Below are 16,553 nucleotides of genomic sequence, written 5' to 3' on the forward strand. Positions count from 1 at the left end.
GCGGCACAATGGACGGGGAGCACCTTTACCGTGCCGCCGTCCCGGGCGGCGCAACCGCAGTGAGGAAGTACCCGTGAGCACCCACTTCTCCGGCGACGGCACCGAGCCCGAGCTGGCGATCCTGTCCGATCTCGTCCGCGAGGTGACCGGCACCGGGGAGGGCACTCCGGCAGAGCCGACGCTGGACTCACTGCGTGAGATGCAGCAACGTCTGACCCGATTCCGGCTCAACTACAAGTTCGCGATCGACGCCACCCTGACGAAGATCACCATCCTGCGCGAAGAGTTCGAACTCGCCCACGACTACAGCCCGATCGAGCACGTGAACACCCGGCTCAAGTCGATGGAGTCGCTGTTGACGAAGGCGATCCGCATCGGGTGCCCGCCGGACATCGACTCGATCCGCGCCCAGATCCGGGACATCGCCGGCATCCGGGTGACCTGCGCCTTCGTCTCCGACGCGTACTGGGTCGCCGAGATGCTCACCAGCCAACCCGACGTGACGCTCGTCGAGGTCAAGGACTACATCGCCAACCCGAAGGCGAACGGCTACCAGAGCCTGCACCTGATCGTGCAGGTGCCCGTGTACCTCTCCGATCGCACCGAGATGACGTACGTGGAGATCCAGATCCGCACCATCGCAATGGATTTCTGGGCAAGCCTCGAACACCGGATCTACTACAAGTTCGACAAGGCGGTGCCGCAGCGGCTGCTCGAGGAACTCAAGCAGGCCGCCGACGTGGCGACCGAACTGGACCGGACGATGGCCAGGCTGCACGACGAGGTCGCGGCGATCGAACGGGCCGCCGGGTCGTGAACCGGTGGCCGGCGGCGCCGGAACTCATCCCTGCTGCGCCGCCTTCACCAGCCCGCGCCCGATGATCAGCCGCTGAATCTCGCTGGTGCCCTCGTAGAGGCGCAGCAGCCGCACGTCCCGGTAGATCCGCTCCACCGGGACTTCGCGCATGTAGCCGCTGCCGCCATGCACCTGGACGGCGAGATCTGCGACCTTCCCGACCATCTCGGTGCAGTAGAGCTTCGCCACCGACGGCGCGATCCGCCGGTCCTCACCGCCGACCCACTTGGCCGCGGCGTCCCGGACCAGCGCGCGGCCGGCCATCACCCCGGTCTGCTGGTCGGCGAGCATCGCCTGCACCAACTGGAAGTCGCCGATCGCGGTGCCCCCCTGGGTGGCGGTCGCCGCGTAGGCGACGGATTCGTCGAGGGCCCGCTGCGCCTGCCCGACCGCGAGCGCCGCGATGTGCACGCGCCCCCGCGCGAGCGATGTCATCGCGGCCCGGTAGCCGTCGTCCTCGTTGCCGCCGACGAGCGCCGCGGCGGGCACCCGGACGTCGGTGAACCGGACGTCGGAGGTCCAGGCTCCCTCCTGCCCCATCTTGCGGTCCTTGTGCCCGACCTCGACACCGGCAGTGTCCGCGGGGACCAGGAACACCGCGATCCCCTGGCCGTCGGCGTCGGCGGGACGGGTGCGCGCGAACACCACGAACAGGTCCGCGATGGGCGCGTTGGTGATGAACCGCTTCTCCCCGCTGATCACCCAGTCGTCACCGTCGCGGACGGCGCGGGTGCGGAGCCCGGACGGGTCGGAGCCTGCGCCGGGCTCGGTCAACGCGAACGAGGCGACCACCTCACCGGACGCGATCCGGGGCAGCCACTGTGCCTTCTGCTCGTCGGTGCCGAACCCGACGAGCACCTGTCCCGCGATGCCGTTGTTGGTGCCGAACATCGATCGCAGCGCCAACGTGGTGTAGCCGAGTTCCATCGCCAGCTCGACGTCCTGGGCCAGGTCGAGTCCGAGGCCGCCCCACTGCTGCGGGATCGCGTACCCGAACAGCCCCATCTCCTTGGCTGCGGCGCGGATGTCCTCCGGAATCGCGTTGCCGTCCATGATCTCCGGCTCACGCGGGACGACGGTGGACCGGACGAAGCGCCGGGTCTGGTCGAGGATGTCGCGCAGATCGTCGGCGCCGACCTCGGCGCCTCCGGGCAGGGTGCTCATGCCGTCCACCCTCCCCCGCGCGCCGGACCGCGTCCAATAGGCATCCGCGCACCCGACCGTTAGCCAATCCCGATCGCGAGAGCCTTCCTCGACGGCACGAGCCGTCACTACTGTGGCCCCCAGCATCGGATCACTTTCTGGAGAAGGACACCGACATGCCATTGCTGACCGACCGCACCGCCGTGATCACCGGCGGTGCACAGGGAATCGGCTATGCGATCGCCGAGCGTTTCGTCGCGGAGGGGGCGCGAGTCGTGCTCGGCGACGTGAACGCCGCCCAGGTCGAGAAGGCCGCCACCCGACTCGGCGGACCCGACGTCGCGCGTGGGGTGGTCTGCGACGTCACCGTCGCCGACGAGGTGCAGGCCATGCTCGACACCGCGGTGAATTCGTTCGGCGGCCTCGACATCCTGGTGAACAATGCCGGCATCACCCGTGACGCGACGATGCGCACGATGACGGAGGACCAGTTCGACCAGGTGATCGCCGTCCACCTCAAGGGCACCTGGAACGGGCTGCGGTTGGCGTCGGCGATGATGCGCGAACGCAAGAGCGGTGCGATCGTCAACCTGTCGTCGCTGTCCGGCAAGGTCGGCCTGGTGGGGCAGACGAACTACTCGGCCGCCAAGGCGGGGATCGTGGGCATGACGAAGGCCGCCGCGAAAGAGGTGGCGCACCACGGCATCCGGATCAACGCGATTGCACCGGGACTGATCCGTTCCGCGATGACCGAGGCGATGCCGCAGAAGGCGTGGGACCAGAAGATGACCGAGATCCCGATGGGTCGCGCCGGGGAGGTCACCGAGGTGGCGAACGTCGCCCTGTTCCTCGCCTCCGACCTGTCCTCGTACATGACCGGCACCCTGCTCGAGGTCACCGGCGGGAGGTTCATGTGATGCGTGAGGTCGTGATCTGCGAACCCGTCCGCACCCCGATCGGCCGGTACGGCGGGATGTTCAAGGGGCTCACCGCCGTCGATCTGGGGGTCACCGCGCTGCAGGGACTCCTCGAGCGCACCGGCGTCGCACCCCAGCAGGTCGAGGACGTCATCCTGGGGCACTGCAACGGCAACAGCGAGGCCCCCGCGATCGGCCGTGTCGTCGCGCTCGATGCCGGCCTGCCGGTCACCGTGCCGGGCATGCACATCGACCGGCGCTGCGGGTCCGGCCTGCAGGCGGTGATCCAGGCGGCGCTGCAGGTCGGCGCGGGAGACAACGACCTGATCGTCGCCGGCGGCAGCGAGTCGATGAGCAACGCGGCGTTCTACTCCACCGACATGCGCTGGGGCGGTGCCCGGGGAGGCGTGGCCGTGCACGACGGTCTGGTCCGCGCCCGCGAAACCGCGGGCGGCCGGTTGTATCCCGTTCCCGGCGGAATGATCGAGACCGCCGAGAACCTGCGTCGCGAATACAACATCGGCCGCACCGAGCAGGACGAGTTGGCGGTCGCGTCGCACCAGCGCGCCGTCGCCGCGCAGCGGGCCGGGATTCTCGCCGAAGAGATCGTCCCCACCACCGTCCCCGGGCGTCGCGGCGACACCGTGATCGACACCGACGAGCACCCGCGCGCCGACACCACCGTCGAATCCCTCGCCGCACTGCGTCCGATCATGGCGAAGACCGATCCCGAGGCCACCGTGACCGCGGGCAACGCCAGCGGCCAGAACGACGCCGCCGCACTGTGTTTCGTCACCACCCGGGAGAAGGCCGACGAACTGGGGCTGCGGCCGCTGGTGCGGCTGGTGTCCTGGGGACTGGCCGGGGTCGCGCCCAAGATCATGGGCATCGGCCCGGTCCCGGCCACCGAGGTCGCGCTGCGCAAGGCCGGCCTGACGCTCGCCGACATCGACGTCATCGAACTCAACGAGGCGTTCGCCGCACAGGCGCTCGCGGTGATGCGGGAGTGGAAGTTCACCGACGCCGACCGCGACCGCACCAACGTGCACGGCTCCGGCATCTCGCTCGGACACCCGGTCGGCGCCACCGGCGGCCGGATGCTCGCCACCCTGGCCCGCGAACTGCACCGCCGCGACGGCCGGTACGGACTCGAGACGATGTGCATCGGCGGCGGGCAGGGCCTGGCTGCGATCTTCGAGGCGGTGAAGTGATGGCCCTGCGTACCTTCGACTCGATCGACGCCCTGCGGTCCGCGCTCGGCGAGACCGTCGGCCCCGGCGAGTGGATCACCGTCGACCAGGACCGGATCGACGCGTTCGCCGAAACCACCGGCGATCACCAGTGGATCCACACCGATCCGGCGCGGGCGGCCACCGGGCCGTACGGCGCGACCATCGCCCACGGCTACCTCACCCTGTCGCTGCTCCCGGCGCTCGCCGCCGGCCTGTACGCGATCGACACCGGGTCGGCGCGGGTGAACTACGGCAGCAACAAGGTTCGCTTCCCCGCGCCGGTCCGCGTCGGCTCCCGGATCCGGGCGTCGGCGACGCCGCTCGAGTGCCGCACCACCGACGCCGGCACCTTTCTCACCACCCGGTTCGTGGTCGAGATCGAGGGCGGCGACAAGCCGGCCCTGGTCGCCGAGACAGTGACCCTGGTGGTGCCCTGACGGCGGCGCCGTCGAGACCGCCCCCGGCGGTGCCGTCGGGTCCGTCCTGCGCCCGGGTTCTACGATGGGCCGGTGGACCTGCTGCTCGCCGCCTACTTCGTCGCGGTGGTCGACCATGGCGGGATCACCAAGGCCTCCCGCGCGCTGTACATCTCGCAGCCGTCACTGTCCCAGGCGATCCGTACCCTCGAACGCAGGCTCGGCGTCACCCTGTTCGACCGCTCCGGCCGCACCCTCGAACTCACCGAGGCGGGCCGCAAACTCGACGTCGCGGCCCGCCGGATCCTCGCCGACGTCGAACGGGCGAAGGCCCGGGTGGCGTCGGTCCGCGAACTCACCTCCGGGCGGGTCGACGTGGTCACCACGTCGTCGTTCTCGATCGACCCGATGGTGACGCTGGTCCAGCGGTTCCGCCGGCGACACCCGCAGGTCACCGTCAGGATCCGGGACACCCCGGGCCCGCTCGGCGTGCTGGCGGCACTGCGCAGCGGCGAGGCCGAGATCGGGGTCGTCGACCTGGCCGCCGACACCGGAACCCTGAGGACGGTGCCGATCACTTCCCAGGAAGTGGTGCTGGCGTTGCCGCCGGACCTGGCGGCCGGGCTGCCCGATCCGGTGCCGCGGGACCGGGTTCGGACGCTGCCGCTGATCGTCGACGGCGCGGGCCGGGGCGGCACCGGGCTGATCGGCGACCTGGTCGGCGAGTCCGGCGACCCGGTCGTGGTGGACTGCGCCCATCCGACCGCGACCTGGGACCTCGTGGCCCGCGGCACCGGCGCGACGGTACTGCCCCGTGCCGTCGCCGAGGGACAGCTGCGTGGTGTGGCACTCCGTTCGCTCGACCCGCCCCTCGTGCGGCAGGTCGGGTTGGTCCTGCGCTCCGGTCCGGCCTCTCCGGCCGCGGAGGCGTTCACGGCAATCGCCACCGGCATCGGGGAGTCCTGATGGAGCGCCGCCAACTCGCGTATTTCCTCGCCGTCGCTGAGCACGAGGGCCTGAGCGGTGCGGCCGCGGCACTGTCGGTGGCCCAGCCGACCATTTCCCAGGCGTTGCGCGGCCTCGAGCGCGAACTCGGTGTGCCCCTGTTCCTACGGGTCGGCCGGGGCATGGTGCTCAGCGCGGCCGGACGAAGCCTCGTCGGCCCGGCCCGGCGGATTCTGCGCGACCTCACCGCAGTGCACGACCTGCTCGGTGACACCGGCGGCGAACTCACGGGGCGCCTCGACGTGACGGCGTTTCCTGCGTTGGCGCCGGAGGTGGTCCCGCTGGTCACCGAGTTCCGCGGCACCTATCCGGGAGTCGTCGTCGGGTTCGGCGAGATGCTCGACGAGCCGTCGGCTCCGGCACTGATCCGGGACGGGCACAGCGAGTTCGTCGTCGCACACCTCCCGATCGACGACCCCGCCCTGGAGGTGATCGAGCTGGGCAGCCAGGAGTACTGGCTCGCCTATCCGCACGGCACCGACCTGCCCGAGGGACCGGTGCCGCTGTCGCAGCTTCCGGACGTGCCGATGGTGTTCGTCCCGCAGGGCAATTCGGTGGCCGACGAGATCCAGGACGCGATTCGCGCAGCCGGGGTCCGTCCGGCGAACGCGGTGCTGGTGGACCACCGTGAGGCCCGCATACCGATGGTGCTCGCCGGCATCGGCGGCACCGTCGTCGAGCGGTCGCTGGCCGAATCGGTGGCCGACCGGGCGGTGGTGCGGCCAATCGACCCACCGATCCGCCGGGGCTTCGGACTCGCCTTCGACCCCGAGACCCTCTCTCCCGTCGGCCGGGCCTTCGCCGACCTGGTACGCGACCGGACACACCCGAGGCCGGTGGAGTGACGGCACCTCCCGAATTCTGCGACGCGAACGCGGGGGCCGCCCTCGGCCCTCCGGGTGCAGGCGTCTTCGGCCATGATGGCGAGAGTCCCCGGCCGGGCATGTGGTCGTGGTATATCGGAACCGGGACGCGAACCGAGAGGACATGGGCGTAGTGGTCAAGCAGCAGAGGGCTATCGCAACCCGGCAACAGATCGTCCGGGCAGCCGCCACACGGTTCGACGAGACCGGATACGAGCGCGCCAGCCTGTCCGAGATCGTCGACCTGTCCAGCTTCACCAAGGGCGCCGTGTACTTCCATTTCAAGTCGAAGGACGAGCTCGCCGCGGTCGTCATCGAGGAGCAGCACGCGATCTCGATGGCCATGGCCGGGCGCATCCGGGAGACGGGCGCGCCTGCCCTCGAACAGCTGGTGATGTTCTGCTACGAGATGGGCCGCGAGATCATCGAGGACCCCATCGTCCGAGCCGGCATTCGCCTGACACTCGAGATGAGCGCCGAGTCCGGCCCACCGCAGCCGTACCTCGACTGGATCGACAACCTCGATCAGGTGTTCCGATTGGCCATCGAAGAGGGCGACGTACTCGACAGCATCGATCCGGCCGCGGTCGCCCGCTACTTCGTCTCGGCGTTCACCGGCGTCCAGCTCGTGTCGAACGTGCTCGCGCAGCGCAGTGACCTCGAGGCTCGGCTCGCCGAGATGTTGACGTTCATCCTGCCGGCGATCGTCGCACCGCGGCGCCGTCACAAGATCCCTCGATACCTCGAGGCCAGGTGGGATCCGACGACCGCGTGACCCCACCTCACGGCCGGTGGCCCGCCGGATCGCGTCGTTCGTCGTCGCGATCGGCGTGACGTTCCCGGCCTGCCTCATCGCCCGTGAACTCCGCCTGTCGGAGACCACGGACCGGGCAGAGGCCTGACCGGGCGAACGGTCCTGCCGACCGCTCCGGCCGACACGCGGCAACCATGCACGCGGACGATCCGACAAGCGCATTCGGTGAATCGCCCGGTTAGCCAGAAGCTATGGCCGGCGCCCGGCCGGGCCCCCGTCGGTGCTGCATGATGGATCCCGACCCGCTCCGCGCCGAACCTGCCGAAGGATCAGAGATGACCAGGCTCGCCCAGACCCCCGGGCTCACCGACACCCAGTCCGAGATCCTCGCCACCGTCCGCGCGTTCGTGGACAAGGAGATCATCCCGCACGCGCAGGAGCTCGAGCACGCGGACGAGTACCCGCAGCAGATCGTCGACGGCATGCGCGAGATGGGCCTGTTCGGTCTGATGATCCCGGAGGAGTACGGCGGGCTCGGCGAGTCCCTGCTCACCTACGCCCTGTGCGTGGAGGAGCTGGCCCGCGGCTGGATGAGCATCTCCGGGGTGATCAACACCCACTTCATCGTCGCGTACATGATCCGCCGGCACGGGACCCCCGCGCAGAAGGCGCACTACCTGCCGCGGATGGCGACCGGGGAGGTCCGGGGCGCGTTCTCGATGTCCGAACCGGAGCTCGGCTCGGACGTCGCCGCGATCCGCACCCGGGCGACCAGGGACGGCGACGGCTACTCGATCACCGGCCAGAAGATGTGGCTCACCAACGGCGCCAGCTCGACCCTCGTGGCGGCGTTGGTGAAGACCGACGAGGGCGCGGACAAGCCGCACCGGAACCTGACCACCTTCCTGATCGAGAAGCCGGCCGGGTTCGGCGAGGTGGTGCCGGGGATCACCATCCCCGGGAAGATCGACAAGATGGGCTACAAGGGCATCGACACCACCGAACTGGTCTTCGACGGGTACCGGGCGTCCGCCGACGACATCCTCGGCGGCACACCGGGACTCGGGTTCGGACACATGATGGACGGCATCGAGGTCGGCCGGGTCAACGTGTCGGCGCGGGCCTGCGGCATCGCGATCCGCGCGTTCGAACTCGCCGCCCGGTACGCGCAGCAGCGCAACACGTTCGGCAAGCCGATCGCCGAACACCAGGCGATCGCATTCAAGCTCGCCGAGATGGCCACCAAGGTCGAGGCCGCGCACCTGATGATGGTGAACGCGGCCCGGCTCAAGGACTCCGGCGAACGCAACGACGTCGCCGCGGGCATGGCCAAGTATCTCGCCAGCGAGTACTGCGCGGAGGTGACACAGGAGTCCTTCCGCATCCACGGCGGTTACGGATACTCGAAGGAGTACGAGATCGAACGGCTGATGCGGGAGGCACCGTTCCTGCTGATCGGCGAGGGCACCAGCGAGATCCAGAAGACCATCATCAGCAAGGGCGTGCTGCGCAGCTACCGGATCTGAGCACGAGCACCACAGGAGCAACGATGCGCACACCACTGGTCCCCGCCACGACCGCACCCGAACCCGCCGTCGAGGCGCTCCGGGCGCAGGTGCGGTCGTGGCTGCGTGAGCAGGTCGACGCCGGCACCTTCACGCCGGGCGTGGACACCTGGCTCACCCGCTGGGACACCGGCTTCACCCGCGCGTTGGCGGAGCGGGGCTGGGTGGGGATGACGATCCCGGTCGAGTACGGCGGGCACGGCCGCACCTTCATGGAGCGGTTCGTCGTGACCGAGGAACTCCTCGCGGTCGGCGCACCGGTCGCCGCCCAGTGGGTGGCCGACCGGCAGGCCGCGCCGTCGCTGCTCAAGTACGGCACCGAAGAGCAGAAGCAGCGCTTCCTGCCCGGCATCGCCCGCGGCGAGATCTGCTGGGCCATCGGCATGTCCGAGCCCGAATCGGGATCCGACCTGGCGAGTGTGCGGACCAGGGCGGTGCGGGTCGACGGGGGCTGGTCGCTGACCGGCACCAAGTTGTGGACATCTGGGGCCCATCATGCGCACGCGTTCTTCGCCCTCGCCCGGACGGCACCGCTGGACACCGCGCACCGGCACGACGGGCTGAGCCAGTTCATCGTCATGCTCGACTCCCCCGGAGTGACCATCGAACCGATCATGTCGATGTCGGGCGACCACCACTTCAACGAGGTGCGGCTCGAGGCCGTGTTCGTGCCGGACGAACTGGTCCTCGGCACCATCGGCGACGGGTGGACCCAGGTGACCTCCGAACTCGGCTACGAACGCAGCGGGCCGGAACGGTTCCTGTCCACCTTCACCCTCCTGGCCGCGACCGTCGACGAGGTCGCCGCCGGCCGACTGCCCGCCGACCCGAGAATCGGCGCCCAGATCGGCAGGCTGGTCGGACTGCACCACATGTCGACCGCGGTGTCCGAGGCGCTCGAACGCCACGAGAGCGCGGAGGTCGCGGCCTCGGTGGTCAAGGTCCTTGGCACCGCGACCGAAGGCGACATCGCCGACCTGGCCGAGGAACTGAGCGGGGAGGACGCAGCCGAGGGGTACGCCGCGCTGGTCGCCGCCGGCGCCATGCAGCGGCCCGGCTTCACCCTGCGCGGCGGTACGAGCGAGATTCTGCGCGGCGTGATCGCGCGGGGACTGGGGATGCGATGAGCACCGAGCTGGACGACCTGACCCGCATCCTCGAACAGGTCCTCGACCGGGCCTCGGACACACCCGACTTCGACACCACGCTGTGGGCGACGCTGACCGACCTCGGGGTGACGCGGCTGACCGGCCCAGAGTCCGGCGGCGGCTGGCCGGAGGCGGCGGTTCTGCTGGCCGCGGCGGGGGCGACCGCGGCGCCGGTTCCCCTCGCGGAGAACGACCTGCTCGCGGGCTGGCTGGCCGACACCGCGGACCTCAGCGACACCGCCGCAGTACCCCCGGGCGGCACCGTCGCCGTCCGCACCGTCGCGGCACTGGACTCCGACGGCACGGCGCAGCACGTCCCCTGGGGCCGAATTGCCGACGCGCTGGTGCTGATCTGGCCCAGCGGCGACGGCCACCGGGTCGCGCAGGTGCCGCGCTCCGACGTGACCGTGGCCCCGGGCACGAACCTCGCCGACGAACCCAGGGACCGGGTGAGCGTCGACCTGACCGGACTCGACGGAATCCCCGTGCCCAGCACCGTCGCCCGTGAGCTGTACCTGCGCGGGGCACTGTCCCGGGCGCTGGCGATGACCGGGGCGGCGGGGCGGGTACTCGACATCGTGGTCGGGCACACCACCACCCGCACGCAGTTCGGCAGGCCGGTGGCGGCGTTCCAGGCGGTGCAGCACCTGGTCGCGGACATCGCCACCGCCGACGCGCTCGCCCGGGCCGCCACCGAGGCCGCGGTCACCGCCGTGATCGATCACGGATTCGATTCCACGGCAACCGAGTTCGCGATCGCCGCCGCCCGATCCTGCGCCGGGCACGGCGCGTCGACGATCGTCCGGAACGCCCATCAGGCGATGGGTGCGATCGGCTTCACCGCCGAACATCCCCTGCACCGGTTCACGAACCGGCTGCTCTCCTGGCGCGGCGAGTTCGGCTCCGTCCGCTCGTGGGACGACGCACTCACCGCCACCGCGGCCGCCGCCGGCGGTGCCGGACTGTGGCCGCTGATCAGCGGCTCTCACCACACCGCCTGACCGTTCTCGCCCCCCGCGGATGCGCGCCCGCATCCGCAGCTTCGGCGTGCCCGGTCGACCTTTTCCCAGGCCACACGGCCAGTGCGCGCGCAGTCACTCACCCACCAGAACCGATCACATTCGGATATTCATAAATATCGTCATATTTGCTACAGTTCACACCACTCGCCAAATGTGGCCCAGCGCACACAAGCGTGACTGGCCGCACACGGCAGGCGAGACCGGACGGTCGGTGCATACGGACGTGCACCGCGCTCACTTCAGCCAGGTGGTGCAATGGGTATCGAAACTGTTCTGGACATGGCGTCCTCGATTCATCCCGACAGAATCGTCATCGGACGGCGCAGCTCCGGGTTGACCTGTCGGCAGCTCAGCGACCTCGCATCGGGAGGAGCCACGACGCTCCGCGACCGGGGTGCACGGCACGTCGTGTTCGTCGGAGTGAACGGCCCGGCACTGCCGGTCCTGACCTTCGCGGCGGCTCGGGCGGGCATTCCACTCGCACCACTGAACTACCGGCTTTCCGACGAACAATTACGTGGCCTGGTCGCCCAGTTGGACCGACCCGTGGTCGTCGCGGACCCCGCGTACGCGGACAAGATCGCCGACGCGGCGGAGACGGTTCTGACCACCGATCGGTTCCTCGACCTCGCCCACCGCGCCGGGCCCGCCGATTTCGCGCCGGCACCCGACGACGCGACCGCGATCGTACTGTTCACATCGGGTACGACATCGGCTCCGAAGGGTGTCCTCCTCCGGCATCGCAACCTACTGTCCTACCTGTTCAACACCGTCGAATTCGCTTCCGCGGGTGAGGAAGAGGCCACCCTCGTGAGCACCCCGCCCTACCACATCGCGGGCATGGGAGCGGTCCTGAGCAACGTCTACGCAGGCCGCCGGATGGTGCACCTGCCGGACTTCTCTCCCCAGGGGTGGCTCGAACTCGTCCGCGACGAGGGCGTGACGAGCGCGATGGTGGTCCCCACGATGCTCGCACGCGTCGTCGAGCACCTGAACGGGGAACCGGCGCGGACACCCCGCCTCGCTTCCCTCGCCTACGGCGGCGCCCGGATGCCGCAGCCGGTCCTCGAACGTGCGCTCGCCGCGTTCCCGACCACCGGGTTCGTCAATGCGTACGGACTGACCGAAACCAGTTCCACCATTGCGGTTCTCGGCCCCGCGGATCACCGCGAAGCGCTCGCCGATCCAGCACTCCGCACTCGACTGTCATCGGTCGGCCGGGTAGTGCCGGGCATGGAGGCGCAGATCCGCGCCGACGACGACGCCACCGTCCTCCCCGACGGCGCGACCGGTCTGCTGTGGGTGCGCGGCCCACAGGTCAGCGGCGAGTACATGGGGAGGGGGACCGTACTCGACGAGAACGGCTGGTTTCCGACCCGAGACCGCGCCCACCTCGACGACGGTTACCTCTACATCGGCGGTCGCGCCGACGACACGATCATCCGCGGCGGCGAGAACATCGCGCCCGCGGAGATCGAGGACGTCCTTGTACGTCACGACGGTGTTCGCGAGGTCGCGGTGATCGGTCTCCCCGACGACGAGTGGGGTGAACGGATCTGCGCCGTGGTCGTTCCCGAGCCGTCGGAAACCCTCGAACCCGAAAAGATTCGCGCGTGGTGCCGTGCGCGCCTGCGCGGATCACGCACACCGGACGACGTGGTCTTCGTTGACGATCTGCCCCGAACTCCCACCGGGAAACTCGTCCGTCGTGATCTCGTCCTGCAGGTGGAAGCCCTCCAACCCGCCTGAGGAGAACCAGCCGACCGCCCGCCCTCTCTCCGGAGGAAAAATGCTTCCGACACCCAGCCGTGAGTGGCGCCTTCGCTCGCGCCCGACAGGACGTCCCCGCGACGCGGACGTCGAACTCGTCCAGACCATGTGCCCGCCGCCGGCGTCGGGCATGGTCCGCGTCGCCAACCAGGTGATGTCCGTTGAACCGTACATGCGTGGACGAATGGGTGGTGAAGCGACCTACGCCGAGCCCTACCCGTTGAACGCGCCGATGTCCGCGCCGACCGTTGGCCGGGTGACGGAGTCGGCCGACTCCTCGGTCCCGGTCGGCGCGCTCGTCCTCCACGACCACGGGTGGCGGGAGCACTCCACCTTTCACGCCACCGAATGCCGCATCCTCGACCACGACGATCTTTCCCCCGCAACTCATCTCGGGCTGCTCGGGATCCCGGGCATGACCGCATGGGTCGGCCTGACGCGAATCGCGCGACTGGAAGCGGGTGACGTCCTCTTCGTCTCGTCCGCAGCGGGAGCCGTCGGGTCCACCGTCGTTCAGATCGCCAAACGGATGGGCGCCACCGTCATCGGGAGCGCGGGGTCACCGGAGAAGGTGGCGCTCGTTCGCGATCTCGGTGCCGACTCCGCCTTCGACTACCACGACGGGCCGGTGAAGGACCTCCTTGGCAGATCGCTCGCGGAGGCAGGCACGACCTCGCTGGACGTGTACTTCGACAACGTCGGCGGGGAGCATCTCGAGGCCGCGATCCGAGTCCTGTCCGATCATGCGCGAATTGCATTGTGCGGCATGAGCAGTATCTACAATGCGCGGGCGCCACAGCCGGGGCCCGCCAACCTGCTCAAGCTGATCTGGCGTCGCGCCCGAATGGAGGGCTTCCTCCTGGGTGACCACGAGGACGCCCGCCCCGAATTCGAGAACCGCATGGCGGCCTGGATCCGTGCCGGTGCGGTCCGACCCGTCCACACCGAGTTCCCCGGCGGCATCGCGGGTGCGTGGCCGGCGTTCAACGGGATGCTGGACGGCACCTCCGTCGGAAAGGCCGTCGTTCCTCTCCTCTGACTCGAACCAACCACCCCCACATCACCCCAGCCCGGCACAACTGTGCCGCCATTCCCGACAGGAGCCTTCGTGAGCGCATTTCGACGAATCGCCAGCGCGGCAGCCGGACTCACCGCCACAGTATTGCTGTTGACCGCGTGTGGCGGCGCCGGCGCGGACCAGCGAATCGCCAACGACTCGATCGGATCGACCGGACCGACCGGCGACGCCTCTTGGCAGCAACTGATCGAGGATGCCAAGGCCGAGGGCGAGGTCACGATCTACTCGTCGAACACCAACGAGCAGCTGGCAGAACTCGCCTCCCGGTTCCAGAACGAATACGGGATTCGGGTGGACGTCGTCCGCGACGTCGACGCCAACCTGCATCAGAAGATCGGAGCCGAGCTCACCACCGGCAACACCGTGGCAGACGTCGTGCTGCAAGCCACGCCGGCGTGGAGCGAGCAGCTCGGGACCACGGGAGAACTGACCGCTCCCGTCGGTCCCGCCGTGACGGAGTCCGAGTACGACGCCGCCACGCTGCTGAGGCCCAGCCACGACTTCGTGACCAATGCGTCCGTCGGGACATTCGCCTGGAACACCGACCGCCTTCCTGAGGGCCTGACCGGCTACGAGGACCTGCTCGATCCCGCCCTTGCCGGCGGCAAGATCGGCACCGTTCTGCCCACCTCTGCGGCGCACATCGACCTCTACGAGAACTACCTGGACAACGTCGGCGGCGCCGACTACATGGAGCGGCTCGCCGCACAGAAGCCGCGCATCTACCCTGGCGCTCTACCACTCGCCCAGGCGCTGGCATCCGGTGAGATCGCCGCCGCGACGTTCGTGCAGGACCAGACGAAGGAAGCCGAGGCAGGCGCTCCGGTCGCATCCGGCTTCGACGACATGGTCTGGGGCGGGCCGATGTATGCGGGCATCCTCACCGACGCCCCGCATCCCGCCGCCGCGCAGCTGCTCGCCAACTACCTGGTCACTCCAGCCGGCCAGGAGGCCATCTCCTACCGCGCGGCGTCGGTTCTGCCCGACATCGCGAGCGCCGTCATCACGATCGACAAGGTTGCGCCACAGGACACCGCGGCAATGACGCCCGAGGCCCTGGAGGCACTCAAGGCCCGATTCAACCAGCTCTTCAACTGATTTCACGGCTCCACAAGCATCGCGAAAGGACACGAACTCATGGGACGGGTGTCGGGCAAGGTCGCACTGGTCACCGGTGGCGCACGCGGGCAGGGCCGTTCACACGCGGTCCGTCTCGCCGAGGAGGGAGCCGACGTCTTCCTGATCGACGCGTGCACGGACATCGCGTCGGTGCGGTATCCCCTGCCAACGGAGGCGGACCTGAAGGAGACCGCCGAACTGGTGGCTGCGACCGGGCGCCGCGTGGTGTCCCGGGTCGCGGACGTGCGAAGCCAGCAGCAGATGAACGACGCCGTGGGCGAGGCAATCTCGGAGTTCGGTCACGTCGACATCGTCTGCGCCAACGCGGGCATCGTCGGCTTCGCGCCCACCTGGGAACTCACCGAAGGCGAGTGGCAGGACGTCATCGACGTCAACCTCACCGGCGTCTTCCACACCGTGAAGGCCGTGGTGCCCGGAATGATCGATGCCGGCCGGGGCGGATCGATCGTCATCACCAGTTCGATCCAGGCGTTCCGCGGCTCCGCGAACATCGCGCATTACAACGCCTCCAAAGCCGGCGTGATGGGGCTGATGCGCACACTGGCCGGCGAGCTGGGGCGCAACAGGATTCGCGTGAACACCGTCAACCCGAGCGCGGTGGCGACTCCGATGCTCCACAACGAGGCAACCTTCGCCGTGTTCGGACCCGACCTGGAGAACCCCGGGCCGGACGACCTGTGGGACCGCTCGAAGGCGCGCAACGTCATGGACGTCGGGTGGGTGGAGCCGATCGACATGAGCAACGCCGTCCTCTTCCTCGCCTCAGACGAGTCCCGATACATCACCGGCGCGTCGCTCCCGGTCGACGCCGGCCTCCTGCTGCAGTGACGAAAGGAAACATCATGACTTCACGACTGGCGGGGCGCCGGGTATTCGTCACCGGCGGCGGCAGCGGCATCGGTGAGGCAGTCGCCCACCGGGTCGCAGCGGAAGGTGCAGCCGTCGCTGTGACCGACGCGCGCAAGGACGCAGCCGAGAGCGTCGCCGAATCCGTGCGCGCGGCCGGTGGCACCGCCGTCGCCATCCACTGCGATGTCGCCGACGAGCAGTCGGTGGCATCGGCAGTGGAGACCGCGGCGCTCGCATTGTCCGGTCTCGACGGTGTCGTGACGTGTGCCGGCATCACCCGTGCCGGCCTCGCCCACGAGCTGAGCCTCGACGACTGGGACATCGCGCTCCGCGTCAATCTGACCGGCACGTTCCTGCCACTGCGTGCCACCATCCCGCACCTGCTCCAGGCCGGCGGCGGCTCCATCGTCACCGTGGGCTCGGTGGCCTCACTGGTCGCACCGAACTTCAACACCCCGGCATACGAGGCGTCCAAGGGCGGCGTGCTCCAGCTGACGCGGTCGATCGCCCTCGGCTACGCCGAGCACGGTATCCGCGCCAACTGCCTGTGCCCCGGCGTCGTGAGCACCGGCCTGGCCGCGAACACCGCCGCGCTCCACGGAAAGATCCAGGTGCGCACCCGCAGCGATGCGATCGAGGCGACGCCGATGGGACGCAAGGCGGCTCCGGACGAGATGGCCACCGTCACCGCATTCCTGCTCTCCGACGAGGCCTCGTTCATGACCGGCGCAGCCATCGCCGCCGACGGCGGCCTCACCGCGCACTGACAGCCCGTTCGACCCTTCCGAAGGAGCC

The 16,553-nt window shown here is 69.4% G+C and carries 16 protein-coding genes; 15 read left to right on the top strand and 1 reads right to left on the bottom strand.

Features of this window, described 5'->3' with window-relative positions; translation table 11 throughout:
- Window positions 1-73 precede the first annotated feature (73 nt).
- Window positions 74-817, top strand: a complete 744-nt coding sequence (locus ACWDU4_RS21905; protein ID WP_450116030.1) for a GTP pyrophosphokinase — start codon at window positions 74-76, stop codon at window positions 815-817.
- A 24-nt stretch (window positions 818-841) separates the two neighbouring features.
- On the opposite strand, the gene ACWDU4_RS21910 is transcribed toward ACWDU4_RS21905, so the two are convergent.
- Window positions 842-2,020, bottom strand: a complete 1,179-nt coding sequence (locus ACWDU4_RS21910) for an acyl-CoA dehydrogenase family protein (RefSeq protein ID WP_450116031.1) — start codon at window positions 2,018-2,020, stop codon at window positions 842-844.
- 155 nt (window positions 2,021-2,175) lie between these two features.
- Here ACWDU4_RS21910 and fabG point away from each other — a divergent pair, with 155 nt between their 5' ends.
- The 14 genes from fabG to ACWDU4_RS21980 all read left to right on the top strand — a co-directional run bounded on the left by fabG (window position 2,176) and on the right by ACWDU4_RS21980 (window position 16,525).
- Window positions 2,176-2,916 carry a 3-oxoacyl-ACP reductase FabG gene (gene fabG / locus ACWDU4_RS21915; protein WP_450116032.1) on the top strand — a complete coding sequence of 247 codons (741 nt, stop codon included), beginning with the start codon at window positions 2,176-2,178 and terminating at the stop codon, window positions 2,914-2,916.
- On the top strand, window positions 2,916-4,127 hold the full coding sequence (locus ACWDU4_RS21920) for an acetyl-CoA C-acetyltransferase (RefSeq protein ID WP_450116033.1): 1,212 nt from the start codon (window positions 2,916-2,918) through the stop codon (window positions 4,125-4,127). The genes fabG and ACWDU4_RS21920 overlap by 1 nt, the downstream gene beginning before the upstream one ends.
- Before the next feature lie 5 nt (window positions 4,128-4,132).
- A complete protein-coding gene (locus ACWDU4_RS21925) occupies window positions 4,133-4,585 on the top strand; it encodes a MaoC family dehydratase (RefSeq protein ID WP_450116071.1) in 453 nt (150 codons plus the stop codon).
- 72 nt (window positions 4,586-4,657) lie between these two features.
- Window positions 4,658-5,530 (top strand): LysR family transcriptional regulator, encoded by an 873-nt coding sequence (locus ACWDU4_RS21930; RefSeq protein WP_450116034.1) that lies wholly within the window; start codon window positions 4,658-4,660, stop codon window positions 5,528-5,530.
- Window positions 5,530-6,414 (top strand): LysR family transcriptional regulator, encoded by an 885-nt coding sequence (locus tag ACWDU4_RS21935; RefSeq protein ID WP_450116035.1) that lies wholly within the window; start codon window positions 5,530-5,532, stop codon window positions 6,412-6,414. The genes ACWDU4_RS21930 and ACWDU4_RS21935 overlap by 1 nt, the downstream gene beginning before the upstream one ends.
- A gap of 142 nt (window positions 6,415-6,556) precedes the next feature.
- Window positions 6,557-7,207 carry a ScbR family autoregulator-binding transcription factor gene (locus ACWDU4_RS21940; RefSeq protein ID WP_450116036.1) on the top strand — a complete coding sequence of 217 codons (651 nt, stop codon included), beginning with the start codon at window positions 6,557-6,559 and terminating at the stop codon, window positions 7,205-7,207.
- 314 nt (window positions 7,208-7,521) lie between these two features.
- The gene (locus ACWDU4_RS21945) at window positions 7,522-8,712 is read left to right on the top strand and encodes an acyl-CoA dehydrogenase family protein (protein ID WP_450116037.1); all 1,191 of its coding nucleotides are present in this window, start codon (window positions 7,522-7,524) and stop codon (window positions 8,710-8,712) included.
- A 23-nt stretch (window positions 8,713-8,735) separates the two neighbouring features.
- Complete coding sequence (locus ACWDU4_RS21950) at window positions 8,736-9,878, top strand: acyl-CoA dehydrogenase family protein (RefSeq protein ID WP_450116038.1); 1,143 nt, start codon at window positions 8,736-8,738, stop codon at window positions 9,876-9,878.
- Entirely contained in the window at window positions 9,875-10,900 is a 1,026-nt protein-coding gene (locus tag ACWDU4_RS21955; protein WP_450116039.1) for an acyl-CoA dehydrogenase family protein, read from the top strand. The genes ACWDU4_RS21950 and ACWDU4_RS21955 overlap by 4 nt, the downstream gene beginning before the upstream one ends.
- Before the next feature lie 276 nt (window positions 10,901-11,176).
- Window positions 11,177-12,670, top strand: a complete 1,494-nt coding sequence (locus tag ACWDU4_RS21960) for a class I adenylate-forming enzyme family protein (protein WP_450116040.1) — start codon at window positions 11,177-11,179, stop codon at window positions 12,668-12,670.
- Between the two features lie 40 nt (window positions 12,671-12,710).
- On the top strand, window positions 12,711-13,730 hold the full coding sequence (locus ACWDU4_RS21965; RefSeq protein ID WP_450116041.1) for an NADP-dependent oxidoreductase: 1,020 nt from the start codon (window positions 12,711-12,713) through the stop codon (window positions 13,728-13,730).
- A 69-nt stretch (window positions 13,731-13,799) separates the two neighbouring features.
- Window positions 13,800-14,867, top strand: a complete 1,068-nt coding sequence (locus tag ACWDU4_RS21970) for an extracellular solute-binding protein (RefSeq protein WP_450116042.1) — start codon at window positions 13,800-13,802, stop codon at window positions 14,865-14,867.
- A gap of 39 nt (window positions 14,868-14,906) precedes the next feature.
- A complete protein-coding gene (locus ACWDU4_RS21975; RefSeq protein ID WP_450116043.1) occupies window positions 14,907-15,737 on the top strand; it encodes a mycofactocin-coupled SDR family oxidoreductase in 831 nt (276 codons plus the stop codon).
- 14 nt (window positions 15,738-15,751) lie between these two features.
- Window positions 15,752-16,525, top strand: a complete 774-nt coding sequence (locus ACWDU4_RS21980; RefSeq protein WP_450116044.1) for an SDR family NAD(P)-dependent oxidoreductase — start codon at window positions 15,752-15,754, stop codon at window positions 16,523-16,525.
- Window positions 16,526-16,553 lie beyond the last annotated feature (28 nt).

This window comes from Rhodococcus sp. NPDC003348, assembly GCF_053589375.1.

Bases quoted from the DNA above. Each gene is read 5' to 3' on its own strand.
- ACWDU4_RS21910 (WP_450116031.1), bottom strand. From the start codon at position 2,020: ATGAGCACCCTGCCCGGAGGCGCCGAGGTCGGCGCCGACGATCTGCGC.
- fabG (WP_450116032.1), top strand. From the start codon at position 2,176: ATGCCATTGCTGACCGACCGCACCGCCGTGATCACCGGCGGTGCACAG.
- ACWDU4_RS21920 (WP_450116033.1), top strand. From the start codon at position 2,916: ATGCGTGAGGTCGTGATCTGCGAACCCGTCCGCACCCCGATCGGCCGG.
- ACWDU4_RS21935 (WP_450116035.1), top strand. From the start codon at position 5,530: ATGGAGCGCCGCCAACTCGCGTATTTCCTCGCCGTCGCTGAGCACGAG.
- ACWDU4_RS21940 (WP_450116036.1), top strand. From the start codon at position 6,557: ATGGGCGTAGTGGTCAAGCAGCAGAGGGCTATCGCAACCCGGCAACAG.
- ACWDU4_RS21945 (WP_450116037.1), top strand. From the start codon at position 7,522: ATGACCAGGCTCGCCCAGACCCCCGGGCTCACCGACACCCAGTCCGAG.
- ACWDU4_RS21950 (WP_450116038.1), top strand. From the start codon at position 8,736: ATGCGCACACCACTGGTCCCCGCCACGACCGCACCCGAACCCGCCGTC.
- ACWDU4_RS21955 (WP_450116039.1), top strand. From the start codon at position 9,875: ATGAGCACCGAGCTGGACGACCTGACCCGCATCCTCGAACAGGTCCTC.
- ACWDU4_RS21960 (WP_450116040.1), top strand. From the start codon at position 11,177: ATGGGTATCGAAACTGTTCTGGACATGGCGTCCTCGATTCATCCCGAC.
- ACWDU4_RS21965 (WP_450116041.1), top strand. From the start codon at position 12,711: ATGCTTCCGACACCCAGCCGTGAGTGGCGCCTTCGCTCGCGCCCGACA.
- ACWDU4_RS21975 (WP_450116043.1), top strand. From the start codon at position 14,907: ATGGGACGGGTGTCGGGCAAGGTCGCACTGGTCACCGGTGGCGCACGC.
- ACWDU4_RS21980 (WP_450116044.1), top strand. From the start codon at position 15,752: ATGACTTCACGACTGGCGGGGCGCCGGGTATTCGTCACCGGCGGCGGC.